The organism is Rhizobium rhizogenes NBRC 13257, from assembly GCF_000696095.1.
GTDB lineage: Bacteria > Pseudomonadota > Alphaproteobacteria > Rhizobiales > Rhizobiaceae > Rhizobium > Rhizobium rhizogenes.
This window is the reverse complement of record NZ_BAYX01000021.1, coordinates 78,547-95,756: the sequence shown is the minus strand read 5'-3', so window position 1 is coordinate 95,756 and position 17,210 is coordinate 78,547. Positions and strand designations below refer to the sequence as shown.

At 61.0% G+C, this 17,210-nt stretch carries 16 protein-coding genes; 6 read left to right on the top strand and 10 right to left on the bottom strand.

Annotated features, from left to right (window positions below):
* The first annotated feature begins 178 nt into the window (after window positions 1-178).
* Window positions 179-1,132 carry an NAD-dependent epimerase/dehydratase family protein gene (locus RRH01S_RS29115; RefSeq protein ID WP_042476420.1) on the top strand — a complete coding sequence of 318 codons (954 nt, stop codon included), beginning with the start codon at window positions 179-181 and terminating at the stop codon, window positions 1,130-1,132.
* Between the two features lie 22 nt (window positions 1,133-1,154).
* Here the strand turns inward: RRH01S_RS29115 and RRH01S_RS29110 are convergent, their stop codons facing one another.
* Window positions 1,155-2,363: a TIGR03862 family flavoprotein gene (locus RRH01S_RS29110; RefSeq protein ID WP_042476418.1), complete on the bottom strand. Its 1,209-nt coding sequence runs from the start codon at window positions 2,361-2,363 to the stop codon at window positions 1,155-1,157.
* A 292-nt stretch (window positions 2,364-2,655) separates the two neighbouring features.
* On the opposite strand from RRH01S_RS29110, the gene RRH01S_RS29100 reads away from it, so the two are divergent.
* From RRH01S_RS29100 to RRH01S_RS29085, 4 genes are all read left to right on the top strand, one after another.
* Complete coding sequence (locus tag RRH01S_RS29100) at window positions 2,656-3,363, top strand: TetR/AcrR family transcriptional regulator (protein ID WP_080705498.1); 708 nt, start codon at window positions 2,656-2,658, stop codon at window positions 3,361-3,363.
* A 128-nt stretch (window positions 3,364-3,491) separates the two neighbouring features.
* Entirely contained in the window at window positions 3,492-4,649 is a 1,158-nt protein-coding gene (locus tag RRH01S_RS29095) for a Gfo/Idh/MocA family protein (protein ID WP_042476414.1), read from the top strand.
* Between the two features lie 12 nt (window positions 4,650-4,661).
* A complete protein-coding gene (locus RRH01S_RS29090; protein ID WP_042476412.1) occupies window positions 4,662-5,837 on the top strand; it encodes a dihydrodipicolinate synthase family protein in 1,176 nt (391 codons plus the stop codon).
* A 30-nt stretch (window positions 5,838-5,867) separates the two neighbouring features.
* Window positions 5,868-6,692: a sugar phosphate isomerase/epimerase family protein gene (locus RRH01S_RS29085; protein WP_042476410.1), complete on the top strand. Its 825-nt coding sequence runs from the start codon at window positions 5,868-5,870 to the stop codon at window positions 6,690-6,692.
* Between the two features lie 81 nt (window positions 6,693-6,773).
* On the opposite strand, the gene RRH01S_RS29080 is transcribed toward RRH01S_RS29085, so the two are convergent.
* The 3 genes from RRH01S_RS29080 to RRH01S_RS29070 all read right to left on the bottom strand — a co-directional run bounded on the left by RRH01S_RS29080 (window position 6,774) and on the right by RRH01S_RS29070 (window position 9,802).
* The gene (locus RRH01S_RS29080) at window positions 6,774-7,880 is read right to left on the bottom strand and encodes a branched-chain amino acid ABC transporter substrate-binding protein (protein ID WP_042476407.1); all 1,107 of its coding nucleotides are present in this window, start codon (window positions 7,878-7,880) and stop codon (window positions 6,774-6,776) included.
* Window positions 7,881-8,155: 275 nt separating this feature from the next.
* The gene (locus RRH01S_RS29075) at window positions 8,156-9,106 is read right to left on the bottom strand and encodes a pyridoxamine 5'-phosphate oxidase family protein (RefSeq protein WP_234711781.1); all 951 of its coding nucleotides are present in this window, start codon (window positions 9,104-9,106) and stop codon (window positions 8,156-8,158) included.
* Window positions 9,107-9,184: 78 nt separating this feature from the next.
* Window positions 9,185-9,802 carry a glutathione S-transferase family protein gene (locus RRH01S_RS29070; RefSeq protein WP_007693592.1) on the bottom strand — a complete coding sequence of 206 codons (618 nt, stop codon included), beginning with the start codon at window positions 9,800-9,802 and terminating at the stop codon, window positions 9,185-9,187.
* Between the two features lie 130 nt (window positions 9,803-9,932).
* Between RRH01S_RS29070 and RRH01S_RS29065 the strand changes: the two genes are divergently transcribed.
* A complete protein-coding gene (locus tag RRH01S_RS29065) occupies window positions 9,933-10,829 on the top strand; it encodes a LysR family transcriptional regulator (protein WP_007693594.1) in 897 nt (298 codons plus the stop codon).
* Here the strand turns inward: RRH01S_RS29065 and RRH01S_RS29060 are convergent.
* The 6 genes from RRH01S_RS29060 to rhaS all read right to left on the bottom strand — a co-directional run bounded on the left by RRH01S_RS29060 (window position 10,826) and on the right by rhaS (window position 17,163).
* On the bottom strand, window positions 10,826-12,214 hold the full coding sequence (locus tag RRH01S_RS29060; RefSeq protein WP_042476402.1) for an FGGY-family carbohydrate kinase: 1,389 nt from the start codon (window positions 12,212-12,214) through the stop codon (window positions 10,826-10,828). The two genes, RRH01S_RS29065 and RRH01S_RS29060, sit on opposite strands and share 4 nt — an antisense overlap.
* Window positions 12,211-12,537: an L-rhamnose mutarotase gene (gene rhaM / locus RRH01S_RS29055; RefSeq protein ID WP_042476401.1), complete on the bottom strand. Its 327-nt coding sequence runs from the start codon at window positions 12,535-12,537 to the stop codon at window positions 12,211-12,213. Before rhaM ends, RRH01S_RS29060 begins: the two co-directional genes overlap by 4 nt.
* Window positions 12,534-13,547 (bottom strand): ABC transporter permease, encoded by a 1,014-nt coding sequence (locus RRH01S_RS29050; RefSeq protein ID WP_007694387.1) that lies wholly within the window; start codon window positions 13,545-13,547, stop codon window positions 12,534-12,536. Before RRH01S_RS29050 ends, rhaM begins: the two co-directional genes overlap by 4 nt.
* On the bottom strand, window positions 13,544-14,548 hold the full coding sequence (locus tag RRH01S_RS29045) for an ABC transporter permease (protein WP_007694386.1): 1,005 nt from the start codon (window positions 14,546-14,548) through the stop codon (window positions 13,544-13,546). Before RRH01S_RS29045 ends, RRH01S_RS29050 begins: the two co-directional genes overlap by 4 nt.
* Window positions 14,549-14,558: 10 nt before the next feature.
* Entirely contained in the window at window positions 14,559-16,094 is a 1,536-nt protein-coding gene (locus RRH01S_RS29040; protein ID WP_042476399.1) for a sugar ABC transporter ATP-binding protein, read from the bottom strand.
* A gap of 73 nt (window positions 16,095-16,167) precedes the next feature.
* Entirely contained in the window at window positions 16,168-17,163 is a 996-nt protein-coding gene (gene rhaS, locus RRH01S_RS29035; protein WP_007694384.1) for a rhamnose ABC transporter substrate-binding protein, read from the bottom strand.
* Between the last annotated feature and the right edge of the window lie 47 nt (window positions 17,164-17,210).

Here is a 17,210-nt window from a genome sequence, read left to right as displayed (position 1 = left end):
TCCGCGCCGGCAGTCGGTGCGGGCTTGGGAGGTAGAAGCAGATGATGTTAAGAAAGATGCCATCTTCTTCCGTTCGGGGATGACAAGGCGGAACATGTCCCTATTCTTTAGGGACAATCATTTTCTTCATTCCGGATCCGACATCATCCAATTTTGAAAATATTCCTGGGAGGACATCATGACACGCGCAGTGGTCATTGGAGCAACCGGCCATGTCGGCACTTATCTCGTGCCGCGACTGGTGGAGGCTGGGCATGAGGTGGTGGCGATCAGCCGTGGCCAGGCGAAACCCTATTCGCCGAACCGGGCTTGGGATGATGTCGAACAGTTGACGATGGATCGTGGTGCTATGGAGAAGGACGGCAGTTTCGGGCCAGCGATCCGCGCGCTGAAGGCCGATATCCTCATCGACATGATCTGTTTCACCTTGGAGAGCGCCAAACATCTGGCGGAAGCGCTCTCCGGTCATGTCGGCCATTTCCTGCATACGGGCACCATCTGGACGCACGGTCATCCCACCGTCGTACCGACCCCTGAGGAAGCGCTGAAGCGACCGTTCGGTGAATACGGAATTCAGAAAGCCGCCATCGAGGCCTATCTACTGGCGGTGGCGCGCAGCAAGGGCTTTCCGGCCACGCTGATCCATCCCGGCCATATCGTCGGCCCCGGCTGGGCACCACTCAACCCGGCCGGTCATTTTAATCTCTCAGCCTTTTCGACGTTGGCGCGGGGCGAAACGCTCGCATTGCCGAATTTCGGCTTGGAAACGGTCCACCATGTCCATGCCGACGATGTCGCCCAGATGTTCATGGGCGCGATTGCCAATTGGCGGGTCTCGACGGGCGAGAGCTTTCATGCGGTCTCGGGCGGTGCGCTGACGCTCAGAGGCTATGCCGAAGCGATGTCACGCTGGTTCGGCCACGAACCGAAGCTGGAATTTCTTGCCTATGACAAGTGGGCAGAAGGCCAGACGCCGGAGGATGCGACGGCGACCTGGGAGCATATCGCCCGCAGTCCGAATTGCTCGATCGCCAAGGCCGAACGTCTTCTTGGCTATGCGCCGCGCTATACCTCGCTGCAGGCCGTGCAGGAATCGGTGGCGTGGCTGATGGCGAATGGGCGGATTGGGTAGCGGCGCTCGCCTATCGAGGAGGCTATCGCCGCAGCCAGGCTTCCATTCCTCTTGCCGCTGCACGTCCGCTGGCGAAGCAGGCGGTGAGAAGATAGCCGCCGGTCGGCGCTTCCCAGTCGAGCATCTCCCCGGCGACAAACACGCCGGGAAGGGCTTTCAACATAAATCCGTCGTCGATACCGTCCCAGCGGATGCCGCCGGCCGAGGAGATGGCCTCGGCGATGGGGCGTGGCCGCAGCAGCGGGATCGGCAGGGTCTTGATCAGCCGCGATAGCTGCACCGAATCTGCAAGCGTGGCGGGAGGAGCTAGCTCCCGCAGCAACGCTGCCTTGACGCCTTCGATCCCCGCGCCTTTGCGCAGGCGATTGGAGAGGCTGGCCTTTGCATCCTGCCGCGCGAGGTCGCGCGACAGCCGCTCCATCGTCCTGCCGGGCGCGAGGTCGACCAGCAGTGCGGCCTTGCCGTCGCCGACAAGCCGGTCGCGCAGGCTGGCGGCGTGCGCGTAGACAAGGCTGCCTTCGATGCCGTGTTGGGAAATGACAAATTCGCCGGGAAAGGTCCCGGTATCGGATGTCGCCGTGACCGCCTTCAGCGGCACGCCGGCGAAACGCTCCTTGAAAACCGTGCTCCAAGCGACGTCGAAGCCACAATTGGCGGATCGGAAATCGCCGATGTCGACGCCTTTATCTCGTAGCAAAGCGGTCCAACCGGCGTCCGAACCGAGCCGCGGATAGCTGGCACCGCCGAGTGCGAGCAGAGCGGCGTCGCATCGGATAGTCTCACGGCCTTTCGGTGTCTCGAAGATGAAGCCGTCTTTCGCGAAGCCCGACCAGCGATGCCGCGTCAAAATCCTGACGCCTTGCGCCTCCAGCCTGCCAAGCCAGGCGCGCAGCAGCGGCGAAGCTTTCATGGCTTTCGGAAAGACGCGGCCCGAGGTGCCGGTGAATGTCTCCGTGCCGAGCCCTGCTGCCCAGTCCGTGATATCGTCGGGCGTGAAGGCTTCAAGGGCAGGGCGCAGCCGTTCGGAGGCAGAGCCGAAGCGATTGGCAAAGCGGGCAAAATCCTCGGAATGGGTGATGTTGAGGCCGGATTTCCCCGCCAGCAGGAATTTGCGCGCAACCGTCGGCATGCTGTCATAGACGGTGACCTGATGGCCGGAAAAAGACAGCACCTCAGCCGCCATCAGACCGGCTGGCCCGCCACCGATGATCGCGATTTGTTTATCTGTCATGGAGCCGTCCGACGCTGGTTCATTTTTGTTCTCTTGGGCCGTGCAGCCAGCGAAAGCAAGGTGGTTTTGCTGTTCGGGATAGCTTGCCCGTGAGGTGGATGCGCTGATTTGGATAGCAAGGACCCGGCAGGCTACGGCGCTTTCGCGACCATGCTAGGCTGGATAAATTTATATAACCATGTAGTTACTCAGGTCCCCGATTTCCGAGAGGCTGTCAACTTGCGCGATGATCGGGTACTTGTCGGTGACGAGAAGGCCGCATCGGCCTTGCCGAATGTAGCCGGGAACCTTGATGTCTGAAGCCAAAACCGCAAAGAGCAGATCGAAGAGCGTTGATATCGAAGTCGCCGATCAGGCGATATCGAGCGCGCCGGTCGAGCGGCCGCGGCTTCGTGATGCCGAGCGCACCAGCAAGGCGATCCTGGCGGCGGCGACCAAGGAGTTTGCCGAGCGCGGCTATGGCGGCGCCCGTGTCGATGCCATTGCCGAGCGCGCCAAGATCAACAAGCGCATGCTCTATCACTATTTCGGCGGCAAGGACGCGCTCTATGTCGCTGTCCTCGAAGGCAGCTACGTTGCTATCCGTTCGGCGGAAGCAAGGCTTGATCTCTCGCATCGCAGCCCCAGCGAGGGCATGCGGGAGCTGGTTGTTTTCACATGGAAATATTTTCTGGATCACCCGGAATTCCTCGGCATTCTCAGCACGGAGAATATGCAGAAGGCCCGCTTCCTGAAGCGCTCGGCCCGAATTTTCGAGCTGCATTCGCCGTTGGTCGCGGAGATTTCCGGTCTGCTCGACCGTGGCGTTGCCACCGGCGATTTCCGGTCTGGCTGCGATCCCGTCAAGATCTATATGAGCATTGCGGCGCTTGGCTCCTTCTTCCTCACGAACCGCTGGACGCTGTCGACGATCTTTCAGCGAAACCTCTCCGAAAAATCGGAAATCGATGCCTGGGGCGAGCATATCATCGAGGTCATCTTCGCCTATCTGCGCCCCTGAGAGCCCGGATCGGCCAATTCAAGAAAATCTGCATAATTGCCGTCGCGATCGCTGACGACGATCGTTGACAGAGCCGCATTGTCGTGTCAGTCATGTAACTATATAGTTATTTACGGGAGGAATGACTTATGGCGACAAAGCCGATCGGCATCATCATGCACGGCATTACCGGCCGCATGGGGTACAATCAGCATCTGGTGCGTTCGATCCTGGCGATCCGCGATCAAGGCGGTGTGCAGCTCGCAAACGGCGACAGATTGATGCCCGAACCGATCCTTGTCGGCCGCAACGCCGAGAAGATCGCGGAGATTGCCCGCAAGCACGGCGTTGCCAAGACGACCACTGATCTCGATGCCGCGCTTGCCGATCCGAACAACACGATCTTCTTCGACGCCGGCTCGACGCAGATGCGTGTCTCCCTGCTGGAGCGGGCGATTGCCGCCGGCAAGCATGTCTATTGTGAAAAGCCGATTTCTGAGACGCTGGACGAGGCGCTGTCGGTTGCCGCCTCGGCAGAACGGCGTGGCGTCAAGAACGGCGTGGTGCAGGACAAGCTCTTCCTGCCCGGTCTTCGCAAGATCGCCATGCTGCGTGACAGCGGCTTCTTCGGCAAGATCCTCTCGGTGCGCGGCGAGTTTGGCTATTGGGTCTTCGAAGGTGATTGGGGCGTGAAGGCGCAGCGGCCATCGTGGAATTACCGCAAGGCCGAGGGCGGCGGCATGATCCTCGATATGCTGCCGCATTGGCGCTATGTGCTGGACAATCTCTTCGGCGAGGTCAAAGCCGTGAGCTGCTACGGCGCGACCCATATTCCAAGCCGCGTTGACGAAAATGGCAATACCTACATCGCCGATGCCGACGATTCTGCCTATGCCACCTTCGAGCTCGAGGGCGGCATCGTCGCCCACATCAATTCCTCCTGGGCCGTGCGCGTGCGCCGTGACGATCTCGTCACTTTCCAGGTCGACGGTACGCATGGCTCTGCGGTCTGTGGCCTGATGCGCTGCTGGACGCAGCATCGCGTCAACACGCCGAAGCCGGTGTGGAATCCGGATCAGCCACAGACGATCAATTTTTTCGACACCTGGGACGAAGTGCCGGACACACAGGTCTTCGACAATGGCTTCAAGGCGCAGTGGGAGGGCTTCCTGCGCCATGTCGCCGAGGATGCGCCGTGGAAATTCACGCTTCGTGAAGGTGCCAAGGGCGTTCAGCTCGCCGAACTTGCTCAGAAGAGTTGGGTCGAGCGTCGCTGGATCGACGTTCCCACGCTTGCCGCGCGCTAGGAGGTCGAGATCATGACCAATACCCTTCGTTTGCCCACGGCTGACGGCAAGCTTGCCGATTTTACCGTCGTCAACACGCCGCTCAGCCCGCCGGAGCGTCCGGCCGGTGGCCATCTGTTCAATCGCGTCGCCTATGCGGCCGCCCATGTCGTCGTCGATCCGCTCGCCGATAACGATCCTTGGCTCGACCGGAATATCGATTGGGAACGCACGATCGCATTTCGCGAATATCTCTGGGATCTCGGTCTCGGCGTGGCGGAAGCCATGGACACGGCGCAGCGCGGCATGGGCCTCGACTGGACCGGCGCCAAGGATCTGATCACCCATGCACAGTCGGCCGCCCGTAATCGTTCGGACGCGCTGATCGCCTATGGCGCCGGGACAGATCATCTCGCTCCCGGTCCCGACGTTACCATCGATGACGTCATCCGGGCCTATGAAGAACAGGTTGCCTTCGTCGAGGGGCAGGGCGGACGCATCATCCTGATGGCGAGCCGCGCGCTTGCCGCCGCCGCCAAGGGGCCGGATGACTATATCCGCGTCTATAACCGCATTCTCGGACAGGTGAAGCAACCGGTGATGATCCATTGGCTCGGCTCAATGTTCGATCCGGCGTTGGCGGGCTATTGGGGCTCATCGGACGATCTGCGCGCCATGGAGACGGCGGTCGCCATCATCAACGACAACGCATCCAAGGTGGATGGCGTCAAGATCTCGCTGCTGTCGGCTGAAAAAGAGATCATCATGCGCCGCCGCCTTGATCCCTCAGTCAAAATGTATACCGGCGACGATTTCAATTATGCCGAATTGATCGCTGGCGATAGCCAAGGCTATTCGCACGCACTGCTCGGCATCTTCGACGCGATTGCGCCGGCGGCGAGTGCGGCCCTTTCGAAGCTCACTCAGAACGATCTCGATGCCTTTCACCAGATACTGGCGCCGACCGTTCCGCTGTCGCGCCACATCTTCAAGGCGCCAACGCGTTTCTACAAGACCGGCGTCGTCTTCCTCGCCTATCTCAATGGCTTTCAGGATCATTTCCAGATGCTGGGCGGCCAACAGAGCACGCGCTCCATCGTGCATCTTTCGGAGCTTTTCCGTCTGGCCGATACGGCGCGTGTTCTGAGGGATCCGGATCTTGCCGTGCAGCGGATGAAGACGATCCTTGCAACGGTCGGCGTCGCCTAATCGGAAACAGGATCTGGGAGGATCATCTGCATGGCTATATCGGGCCTTTCCATCAATCTTGCGACCGTGCGCCAGCAATATGACATGCGCCAGGCGGTCGAGGCCTGCCTGAAGCAGGATATTGTCGCGATCGCGCCCTGGCGCGATCAGGTGCATAAGATCGGCCTTTCCGAGGCTGCAAAGATCGTGGCCGATAACCGGCTCCAGGTGACCGGCCTTTGCCGTGGCGGCATGTTTCCGGCGGCCGATGCCGAGGGTTTGAAGGCTGCGATCGACGACAACAAGCGGGCGATCGACGAGGCGGCGGCGCTGAACGCCGATTGCCTTGTGCTTGTCGTCGGCGGCCTGCCCAAGGGGTCGAAAGACATTGGCCAAGCCCGGGAAATGGTGGCCGATGGCATCGCGACAATCCTGCCGCATGCCCGCAGTGCCGGCATTCCCCTGGCGATCGAGCCGCTGCATCCGATGTATGCCGCCGACCGCGCTTGCGTGAACACGCTGGAACAGGCGCTCGACATTTGCGATGTTTTGGGTGAGGGCGTCGGCGTTGCCATCGACGTCTATCACGTCTGGTGGGATCCGAAACTTTACGAGCAGATCGCCCGTGCTGGCGCCAATAGTCAGATCCTTGCGCACCATATCTGCGACTGGTTGGTGCCGACCACGGACCTTCTGCTCGATCGCGGCATGATGGGCGACGGCATCATCGACCTGAAGCGCATCCGCGCCGCCATCGAGAAGGGCGGCTATGTCGGCGCGCAGGAAGTGGAAATCTTCTCGGAAGCGAACTGGTGGAAAAAGCCGGGGGCGGAAGTCCTCTCCACCTGCGTCGATCGGTTTCGCAGTGTCTGCTGATACGGGTCGTAAGTATCGCAGGACATAAAAATGCCGGGCCACATGTGGCCCGGCAAATATTGAAGAGCTGATTGAGACGGCTTATTCGGCCGAAACGATCTTGCCACCTTCCCACTTGAAGAGCGAGAAGCTCTGGGAGGTGAGGTCGCCGGTTTCGCCGTAGGTGACCTTGCCGATGGCGGTGTCGATCGGTTCGCCGGTCTTCAGGGCGGTGCCAACAGCTTCCGCGTCGTCGGCCTTGCCAGCCTTTTCGATTCCGGCTTTCAGCACCTGCACGGCGGCATAGGCGTTGAGCGTAAAGGCTTCCGCCGGAATGTTGCGTGCCTTCAGGGCAGCGACGGCGCTCTGCGAATCCGGGTTCTTCAGGGCGTCGGACGCATTGGTGAAGATCGTACCGGCAGCGGCCTCATTGGCGATCGCCCAATATTCGCTGTTGGACAGGCCGTCGCCGCCGATGATCGTCGCCTTGACGGAGATGTCCTTCAGCTGGCGGACAAGCAGACCGGCTTCCGGGTGATAGCCACCGAAATAGATCACGTCGACACCGGCCTGTTTCAGTTTTGCTGTCAGCGCGCTGTAGTCCTTTTCGCCCGGGGTCAGGGAATCGTTGATGACCTCCGTCACGCCGCCCTTGTTGAGGGTGGCCTTGAAGGCGTCCGCCAGGCCCTTGCCGTAGGCGCCCTTGTCGTTGAGGATGGCGATCTTCTTGTCCTTGAAGTTCTTCACCACGTAGTCGGCTGCGACGGTGGCCTGCTGGTCATCGCGGCCGCAGGTGCGCAGGATGTTGGTGAGGCCGCGATTGGTCAGGTCCGGAGCGGTCGCAGTCGGCGTCACCATCAGGATGCCGTTTTCAGAGAGTGCGTCCGAAACCGGAATGGCGACGCCCGAGGTCACAGGACCAACGACGAAACGAATGCTGTCGCCGACGAAACCGTTGGCAACGGAGACGCCCTGCTTCGGATCGCCGGCATCATCGCCGAGCTTCAGGACGAGCTTCTGGCCGAGAACGCCACCGCTCTTGTTGATTTCGTCAACGGCGGTCTCTGCGCCATTCTTGACCTGATCGCCATAGGCGGCGACGGGGCCGGTCAGCGGCGCGATCAGGCCGATGGTGATATCGGCATGCGCAAGCGGCGCAAAGGCCAGCGAGGCGACGAAGGTCGCAGCCGTCAATGTCTTCAGACTCATTTTCTCTCTCCTCGGATGGGCACGGCAGCGCCCTTTGAACCCGCCGCAATGGCCTGTCGTGACGCGCGAACTGCCGCAAGGCGCCCTGAATTGGAGACAGGAAGTTACATCGAGGCCGATGAACGCTTTCGGACATTTTTGACCTCAAAAGCGCTCATAAGGGTAGTTTCTGTAGGAATATTAGTACGATTCCGCAAGAAAATAACCGTGAGGAAGACAATTTTGACGCGTTTTCGCGAGTTCTTACTAAAGATTCGCCCCTGGAATTTGACGGGTTAGAGCGGCTTTTGACCGCCATCAGCTCCGTTGCGGGCAGTGTCCCAGCTCCCGGTCATCAGGGAACTGGGCGACCAGCCGTCCTCGTGGAATTTCCAGCGTAGCGGCAAGGTGCCCGGACGACGGATGATCTTGCGTGGCGTGAAGCGCCATAGGCGCTCCGCCCCTTGAAAGGCTGATATTTCCGGCGAATCGAGGATCACTTCCGCCTCGCCGGTGAGTTGCAGCAGTTCGCCGCTGTTGAAATCCGCAAAGACCAATCCCGCCTTCGGATTGATGACGATATTGCCGAGCGTGTTGAAGAACAGATTGCCGGCAAAATCCGGAATGGTCAGTACGCCGTCGCCACCGATACGCACAAACCCTGCTTTGCCGCCGCGATGCGACACATCCACCTGTCTTTGCCCATCCTCGCGGTCAACATAGGAGCCAACGAAAAAGGTGTCGGCGCCAGCGATCATTTCTTTTGCCTTGGCGTCGAGTTCGACCAGATGCCATGCCTGTTGATCCGTCTCCTCGGACGGATCGCGGACGAAGGTGAAATCCCGCAGCTGGATATATCTGGGACAGTTGCCATAGGCCTGACCGACAGCGACATCGAAGCCATCGTCCCCATGTCGGACGATCGTGCCGTTTAAGCGATTGCGGCGGCGGGTATGAAGCTCGATCCCCAGCATCCCTATGGCATCGCCATCCTCCATGCCCGCATCGGCGGGATCTGCCGGATCACGGGCAAGGTCGACGCTCAGCGTATGGATGTCGGGGCTATGCAGAAAGCCCGGACGGGCGGCCCGCAGCGTCGCCCAGACGTCGCCTTGAGCATCGACACTGCCGAGCACAATGAACGGCAGTTGCGGATAGAAGTCGCGGTGCTGGTCGATCAGATGATCGCGCAGCACGCGCTGGCCGACTTCGCCCATTCGCTCCGCCACCCCGACCGTTTTCTGCAACTCGATTTCCCCGGCATGCCAGGGAGGGACATCTTCAGCTTTGTCGGCGGTTAACATGATCTGACCTTTCAACGAGCCTTAGGCCACGTCGGCAATGCCGATTGGGGTTTTCTGGAAGGGATAGAAGCCTGGCAAAGCCTCGATGCGGGCAAGCCAGGCGGTGACGTTGTGATACCGGAAGCGATCGACATTGCCCTCTGGTGCGCGGGCGATGTAGCTGTAGAGCGCCACATCGGCGATCGTCGGATGATCGGCCGCGATCCATTGGCGGCTGGCAAGCTCCGCGTCGATCAGCGTCAGAATGGCATGAGCGCGAGCGATTACTTCCTCCGCATCGAATTTGGCGCCGAAGACGGTGACGAGACGGGCGGCGCAAGGGCCGTAGGCGATTTGGCCTGAGGCCACCGAAAGCCAGCGCTGCACGGCCGCAGCGCCAACCGCGTCGTCCGGTAGCCAGCCCTTTTCAGCGTATTTTTTGGCGAGATAGACCAGAATGGCGGTGGAGTCGGCGATAATGACGCCGTCGTCATCCAGCAGAGGAACCTGTCCGAAAGGATTGAGCGCCAAGAACGCCGGGGTCTTGTGTTCGCCCTTGGAGAGGTCGAGCTCAACGATATCGGTATTGACGCCGATCAACGAGAGGAACAGGCGGGCGCGGTGGGAATGACCAGACAGCGGATGGAAATAGAGCTTCATGTTTAGTCTCCGGATTGAGGGGGTGGACCCGGGCCAAACATGATTGTTTCCACCTGAGAACAGAAGTACGATTGCAAGCAAGAAACAATTCCATAATTTGAAATAATTTCGATTGTGGCAGGAGGCGCAGTTGGACAGGCTGCAATGCATGAAAGTGCTGGTGAAAGTGGCCGATGTCGGCAGTTTCGCTGCTGCGGCGCGGCAGTTGCACATGAGCCCGCCGGTCGTGACCCGTGCGATCGCCTTCCTGGAAGAGGTGACCGGCGCGCGGTTGTTCCTGCGCTCGACGCGTTCGGTAAAGCTGACGGCGCAGGGTCGCCACTATGTCGAGGACTGCCGCCGCATCCTCAGCGATATCGATGAGGCCGAGGCGTCGGCCGGCGGCTCCTATGCGACGCCCTCCGGCATGCTGACGGTCACGGCGCCGATGCTGTTCGGGCAATATTACATCATGCCCATCGTCACCGCGTTTCTGGCCCTGCATCCGGCGGTCATCGGTCGTGTGCTGCTGTTCGATCGTATCGTCAATCTGGTGGAAGAGGGGATCGATGTTGCCATCCGCATCGGCCATCTGCCGGATTCAAGCTACAATGCCGTGAAGGTCGGCACCGTGCGCCGCGTTGTCTGCGGCGCACCCTCCTACTTCGAGCGCCATGGTCTGCCAGAGACGCCGGCCGATCTCGTAGGCCATACGATCATTGCAAACACCGGATCGTCCGCTCCGCTCGACTGGCATTTTGGCCCCGAGGGCAAGCTCTCTCCTGCTCTCCACCCGCGTTTGTTCTGCAACTCGGTCGAAGCCTCGATTTCGGCGGCGTCAAGCGGCTGGGGCCTCGCCCGCACGCTGTCCTATCAGATCGCAAAGCCGGTCGCCGAAGGCCGGCTGCGTGTCATTCTGGAGGATTTCGAGGAGGAGCCGCTGCCGATCCATGTCGTACATCCCGAGGGCCGGCATGCCTCCGCGAAGACGCGCGCCTTTGTCGATTTTGCCGTAGAGCAGTTGCGGGCGGGAGCAGCATTTCCTTAGCCGTCGCCAAGCGCCGTGTGCCAAGCCTCGCGGTAGTCTTGCAGGCCCAGCAGCTCGGCCCGGATAGGCTGGCTCGCCGTCGCGGCAGCTGGCCTGATGCCGGTCAGCAGCGCGGCACCCTGGCTGGTCCCGGTCGAGCCGGGCAGGGCGACGACATCGGATCCTGTCAGCGAAGATAATGCGGCCAGATAGGCCCGGTTGAGGGCGAAAGGTCCTTCGACGAAGATCGGACCCTTGGCGCCGATCAGGCCGAGGCAGGCTTCCGTCATCAGTGCCAGATAGAGGCTTGCAGCTGCGAGTCGTTCCGCCGGGCTTGCCGATACATCGCCGATCCAGCGTATCTTTTTGCCGGGGAAGGGGCCGGATCCCTCGACCACGTTCGGCAGCAGCATGATGCCCTTGCCGATCACGGTTTCGAGCGAAGCTCCTATAGCATTGGGATCCGCCTGCCCAATCTCGCCGGCGAGAATCTCGAACTCCCGCCCGCCCATGAAGCGTGAGGAGGGGACGGCGCGGCCATAGGCATCGACATTGGCGAGGGCATCGCGGGTCGGATCGAGATGCTCGAGATCGCCGCCGACGGCGAAGCTGATCACCCAGGTGCCGGTCGACACGACGGCGAAGGGTACCTCATTCTCCACCAGATGCGGCAGCAGCGAGGCGTTGGAATCGTGGATGCCGCAATAGACTGGCACCGGCGTGTCGATACCGATCTCCGTGGCGATCCTGGGCAGGATTGGCCCGAGAGCGCCGAAGGCGGAGCGGATCGATGCCATTAATGGACGAATGCCGAGCGTATCTACCAGCGAGGAATAGGCCCCGGCCGTCGGATTCCAAAGGTCGGTATGGCAACCCAGCGAGGTGACTTCGTTGGCGGCAACGCCGGTTAGCCGGAAGGCCCAATATTGCGGATAGGTGAGGATGGCGCGGACGCGGGCAAAATCGTCAGGAAATTGACTCTTCTGATAATGGATCTGCGCGCCGACATTGAGCCCGCCCGAAAGCTTCGGCGAAAAGGTCTCGCTGAAGGGCGGCCGCAGGCGTTCGTAAGCCTGCTGCACAGCGTCCGGATAGACGTGCTCATAGTCGAGCACCGGCAAGGCAAGATCGCCGTCAGCCGCAAGAAGCACGGCCGAGGCACCATGGGTGGTGATCGATATTGCATCGAAGCCGGGAGCCTGAGCAAAGCCCTTCAGTGCCCCGATGACGAAATCCCACAGCCGCTCGATGTCGTAGTGCGGATAGGGACCGGTCTTCAGCACTGTGTTGGTCGTTTTTACGGCGGCGATCTCGGCGCCGCTGTATGCGTCGAGCACCACCACCTTGGCATTGGTTTTGCCGATGTCGAGAACGGCGATGCGACGATAATTTGGTGTGGCGGTCATGGCAGATGGAAGACCCTGACGAGATCGCTCTGAACCGGCGAGTTGTCGGGATTGGTTGCCATGATGTCGGCCATGTGCGCCCACCACTTTTTCATGACGGGATGATCGGGAAGGCTCGCCATCGTGTGATCTCTAGGCCGCGTCAGGACGCCGAACAGCGTGTTCGTCTCGCGGTCGAGATGGATGGAATAGTCGCTGGCGCCGGCCTGGTGCAGCAGCTCGACCAGTTCCGGCCAGATCTCGTCATGGCGTCTCCTGTATTCGAGCTCCATGCCGGGATTGAGCTTCATCTTGAAGGCGTGACGTTCGAGAGATGCGGTCATTTGGAGCTCATGGTCTTGATGCGTTTTGCGACGATCGGCAGGGCGATGGTGATGATCAGGAGCAGGCCGATGAAGATCGACATGACGATGCCGGGCACGTTGAGAAGACCGAGGCCGAAGGTCACCAGGCCCATGACGAAGGCAGCGATGACGACGCCGCCGATCGTGCCGGAGCCACCGAGGATCGAGACACCACCGAGCACCACCATGGTCACGACTTCCAGCTCCCAGCCGAGCGCGATCGATGGCCGCGTCGAGCCAAGGCGCGAGGTGAGGCATACGGCGGCGATACCGCTCATCAGGCCAGTCAGCAGGAACAGGATGAATTTGACCCGCTCGACCGGAATGCCGGAAAAGCGCGCGGCAAAATCATTGTTGCCGATCGTATAGACCTGTCGGCCGAAATTGGTGGCATGCAGCAGGATCGCGAAGACGATCGCCAGCACGATGAAGAGGACGAATTCGAACGAGAAGACCCAGACGACATAGCCCTGTCCGAAATAGGCGAAGCTGTCGGGGTAGTTGCCGTAAGCCTGATCGCCCAGCACGATATAGGAGATGCCGCGAAACAGGCTCATCGTGCCGATGGTGACGACGATCGAGGGCAGTTTCAGCCCGGAGACGAGGAAGCCGTTGAAGAGGCCGCAGAGCAACCCGACCCCAAGGCCGATCGCAACGAGGCCGACCGTGTCGACACCGGCCTGTGCGGCAGCGCCCATGGCGGTCGAGGCAAGCGCGATGATGGCGGCAACCGAAAGGTCGATTTCGCCGGCAATGACCAGCAGCGCCATGGCAAAGGCGATCATTGCCTTCTCAGTGAAGTTGAAGGTCGCATCCGAGAGGTTATACGGGTCGAGGAAGTAGGGCGACGCCAGCGAATTGAAGATGAAAATCGCGATGGCGACACCGAACAGCAGCACTTCCCAGCTTGCCAGGATCCGTTTGAACGGCGTGCCGAGACGGTCGGGAATGCTGCGTTTTTCCGTGGTTGCGTCAGAAACGATACTCATGCGGCGACCTCCTTGATCGAGGCTTCCTTCGCCGCCTGATCCCGGAGGATGATGCGGCCGCGATTGCGTTCACGCCGGGCGTTGAAGACGACGGCGAGGATGATGACGGTGCCGGAAATCGCCATCTGCGTGAATGGCGAAATGCCGATGACGGGCAGGGCGTTCTTGATGACGCCGAGGAAGAGTGCACCGAGCACGGTGCCGGCGACCGAGCCGACACCGCCGGCAATCGAGATGCCGCCGATGACGCAGGCGGCGACGCTATCGAGCTCGAAGCCGTTGGCAATGTCGACGTAGGCGACGGCATAGCGCGACACCCAGAGATAGCCGCAGAGGCCAGCCAGCGCACCCGACAGTACGAAGGCGAGGAAGCGCGTCCAGCCGACATCGATGCCGGCATAGACGGCCGCGACCGGATTGCCGCCGCTGGCATAGGCCGAGCGGCCGAAGCGCGTATAGCGCAGCACGAAATACATCATCAGCACGATGGCGATGCCGATCCAGGCGAGCACCGGCAGGCCAAGCAGCGGCGTGCGCGGTACGCTGAGGAATTCCGGCGTGAACTGATGCGCGTTGACCCAGGCGCCACCGGACAGCACGAAGGCCATGCCGCGATAGATGGTGAGCGTGCCGAGGGTCACGACGATCGGCGGGATTTCCAGCGCCCAGACGAGATAGCCGTTGATGGCGCCGAGCGCTGCGCCCATGACGATGGCGGTGATCACCAGAACGATCAGCGGCAGGTCGGGATAGGCGGCATTAAGCATGGCGACGGCCATACCGGTGAAGGCGAGATTGGCGGCGACGGAAAGATCGATCGATTTCGTCAGAATGACGGTCATCTGCGCGAGCGCCAGGATGATCAGGATCGATGTGTCGTTGAAGATATTGGCGAGATTACTGGGCTCGGCAAAGCCGGCCGCGCGCGTCGCAAAGCCGGCGATCATCACGATGATGATGGCGAAGAGCAGCGTTTCGCGTCTTTTGAGGATGCGTGGCATCCAACCCTCCCTATGCATTGCCCGTGGCGGCGCGCACCAGTGTTTCAGGTGTCAGCCCGTCGCGGTCGAACAGTCCGGCCGATAGCCCCTCTTTCATCACGAGAACTCGATCCGACATGCCGAGAATCTCGGGGAGTTCGGAGGAGATCATGATGATGCTGAGGCCCTCAGCCGCCAGTTCGCTGATGAAGCCGTGAACGGCGGCCTTGGAGCCGATGTCGATGCCCTTGGTCGGCTCGTCGAGGATGATGATCTTCGGCTGTGTCGCCAGCCATTTGCCGATGACGACTTTCTGCTGGTTGCCGCCCGACAACGTGCCGACCGGCACTGACAGGGCTGCGGCGCGCAGATCCAGTCGCTCGGCATATTTACGAGCCAGCGCAAATTCGTCGGCCGCTTTCAGGAACCCCTTGCGCGAGGTGCGCCCGAGCGAGGGTAGCGACATGTTCTGATAGATCGGCATCGGCAACGCCAGGCCGTGGCGGCCGCGCTCCTCCGGTACGTAGACGATGCCGGCACGGATAGCGTCCTGCGGCGAATGAATACGGATGTCCTCGCCGTTCAGTGTCAGCTTGCCGGAAAGCGGCGGGGTGATGCCAAACAGCGATTGACAGAGTTCGGAGCGGCCGGCGCCGATCAAGCCGTAGACGCCCAGAATCTCGCCGCGACGGAGCTTGAAGGAAATGTCGCGGAATTCGGTACGGTGGCAATAATTCGCGACTTCGAGCACGGTCTCGCCGATCGTGACAGGCACCTTCGGGAAGGCATCCTTGACGTCACGGCCGACCATCATGCGGACGATCTCGTCCTGCGGCGTTTCCTTCAGCCTGCCATGGCCGACAGCACGGCCGTCACGGAAGACGACGAAGTTGTCTGCGATTTCATAAACCTCATCGAACTTGTGGCTGATGAAGAGGATGGCCTTGCCCTGGGCCTTCAGGTTGCCGACGATGCGGAAGAGATCGTCGATCTCCTTGCGGGAGAGAGCTGCGGTCGGCTCGTCCATGATGACGATGCGGGCCTCGATCGACAGCGCGCGGGCGATCGCCACGAGATGGCGCTGCGCGATGGAGAGGTCCTTCAGGCGGATCGAGGGATCGATGGTGCTTTCCAGCGATTCCAGCAGCTGCCTTGCGCGGCTGTTCATCGTCTTCCAGTCGATGGTGCGGAATTTCGTGCGCGGCGCGTGGCCGAGAAAGATGTTTTCAGCAACCGTCAGCTCATCGAAGAGCACGGTTTCCTGGTGAATGGCGGTAACGCCGGCGTCGATGGCGGCCTGGGCGTTGTGAAAGGTGGTCGGCTTGCCATCGACAAGGACTTCACCTTCGTTCGGGCGGTAGATGCCGGTGAGGATCTTGACGAGTGTCGACTTGCCGGCGCCGTTTTCGCCGATGAGCGCGGTGACCTTGCCGGGATAAAGCGAGATGCTGACGCCGTCGAGCGCCTTCACGCCGGGAAAGATCTGCGAAATGCCGCGCATTTCCAGAATGGCTGTACTGTCCACCATTGGCGTACCTGTGGCGGGTCGTTGAAGGACTGTGGTCATCAGCAATGTACCGGATAGGGTGAAACCAGGTCCGGCGGCCGAGGCCGCCGGAGGGCTACGAACAAGGCTTCGATCAGAAAACCTTGGAGAACTGATCGATATTCGAAGCGTTGTAGACGAAGGGATCGGCCATGGCGGCTTCGCTGTTCTCGCCGACCTTGATCTTGCCCATGCGGCCGGCATTGATCTCGCTGCCCGGCTTGCCGGTGGTCTCACCCTTGACGAGGCGATAAGCGATCTGCGTTGCCGAATAGCCGAGGTCGATCGGGTTCCAGATTGCGAATTCCTTCGTGGCGCCCGACTTGATGGCGCCGGCCATTTCGGACGGCAGGCCGAGACCGGTCACGTAGACCTTGCCGATCTTGCCGGCATCCTTGACGGCCTGCGAAGCGGCGAGCACGCCGACGGTCGTCGGAGCGACGATGACCTTGACTTCCGGATGCGAGGTCAGGAGGCCCTGGGCTTCGCGGTAGCTCTTGTCCGAGAGGTCGTCGCCATAGACGGTGGTGACGAGGTTGAGGCCGGGGAAGTCCTTCAGCTGCTTCTTCATCTCGCCGATCCAGATGTTCTGGTTGGTCGAGGTGGTGGTGGCCGACAGGATGGCGAAATCGCCCTTGCCGCCGTCAAGATGATCCTTGGCGAGCGTCAGGCACATCTTGCCGATCAGCGCATTCGAGGACGGGTTCAGCTGCAGGATGCGGCCGGCCGGAGCCACGCCGGAGTCCCAGGAGATAACCTTGATGCCGCGCTGCGTTGCCTTCTTGAGGGCAGGGACCACAGCGTCCGGATCGTTGGCGGAGATGGCGATGGCGTCAACGCCCTGTGCGATCAGCGAGTTGATGACTTCGATCTGGCCTTCGGCCGTCGTCGAGGTCGGGCCGGTGTAGATCACCTGGACGCCGCCGAGTTCCTTGGCGGCTTCCTGTGCGCCCTTATTGGCCGCTTCGAAGAAGCCGTTGCCGAGCGACTTCACCACGAGGCCGATCTTGATGTCCTTCGCACTTGCCGTCCCAGCCATCAGTGCTGCGGCAAGCGCGACGCCAACCGCCAGTTTCTTTGCAATATTCATGTCTCTTCCTCCCAAGTTGATAGTCTATGCTCACTCCGCCATAGACG

What these genes read in the sequence shown, in the direction of transcription:
- rhaS (WP_007694384.1), bottom strand. Translation starts at nt 17,163, where the DNA reads ATGAATATTGCAAAGAAACTGGCGGTTGGCGTCGCGCTTGCCGCAGCA.
- RRH01S_RS29090 (WP_042476412.1), top strand. Translation starts at nt 4,662, where the DNA reads ATGACCAATACCCTTCGTTTGCCCACGGCTGACGGCAAGCTTGCCGAT.
- RRH01S_RS29080 (WP_042476407.1), bottom strand. Translation starts at nt 7,880, where the DNA reads ATGAGTCTGAAGACATTGACGGCTGCGACCTTCGTCGCCTCGCTGGCC.
- rhaM (WP_042476401.1), bottom strand. Translation starts at nt 12,537, where the DNA reads ATGACCGCATCTCTCGAACGTCACGCCTTCAAGATGAAGCTCAATCCC.
- RRH01S_RS29040 (WP_042476399.1), bottom strand. Translation starts at nt 16,094, where the DNA reads ATGACCACAGTCCTTCAACGACCCGCCACAGGTACGCCAATGGTGGAC.
- RRH01S_RS29045 (WP_007694386.1), bottom strand. Translation starts at nt 14,548, where the DNA reads ATGCCACGCATCCTCAAAAGACGCGAAACGCTGCTCTTCGCCATCATC.
- RRH01S_RS29085 (WP_042476410.1), top strand. Translation starts at nt 5,868, where the DNA reads ATGGCTATATCGGGCCTTTCCATCAATCTTGCGACCGTGCGCCAGCAA.
- RRH01S_RS29110 (WP_042476418.1), bottom strand. Translation starts at nt 2,363, where the DNA reads ATGACAGATAAACAAATCGCGATCATCGGTGGCGGGCCAGCCGGTCTG.
- RRH01S_RS29095 (WP_042476414.1), top strand. Translation starts at nt 3,492, where the DNA reads ATGGCGACAAAGCCGATCGGCATCATCATGCACGGCATTACCGGCCGC.
- RRH01S_RS29070 (WP_007693592.1), bottom strand. Translation starts at nt 9,802, where the DNA reads ATGAAGCTCTATTTCCATCCGCTGTCTGGTCATTCCCACCGCGCCCGC.
- RRH01S_RS29060 (WP_042476402.1), bottom strand. Translation starts at nt 12,214, where the DNA reads ATGACCGCCACACCAAATTATCGTCGCATCGCCGTTCTCGACATCGGC.
- RRH01S_RS29115 (WP_042476420.1), top strand. Translation starts at nt 179, where the DNA reads ATGACACGCGCAGTGGTCATTGGAGCAACCGGCCATGTCGGCACTTAT.
- RRH01S_RS29100 (WP_080705498.1), top strand. Translation starts at nt 2,656, where the DNA reads ATGTCTGAAGCCAAAACCGCAAAGAGCAGATCGAAGAGCGTTGATATC.
- RRH01S_RS29050 (WP_007694387.1), bottom strand. Translation starts at nt 13,547, where the DNA reads ATGAGTATCGTTTCTGACGCAACCACGGAAAAACGCAGCATTCCCGAC.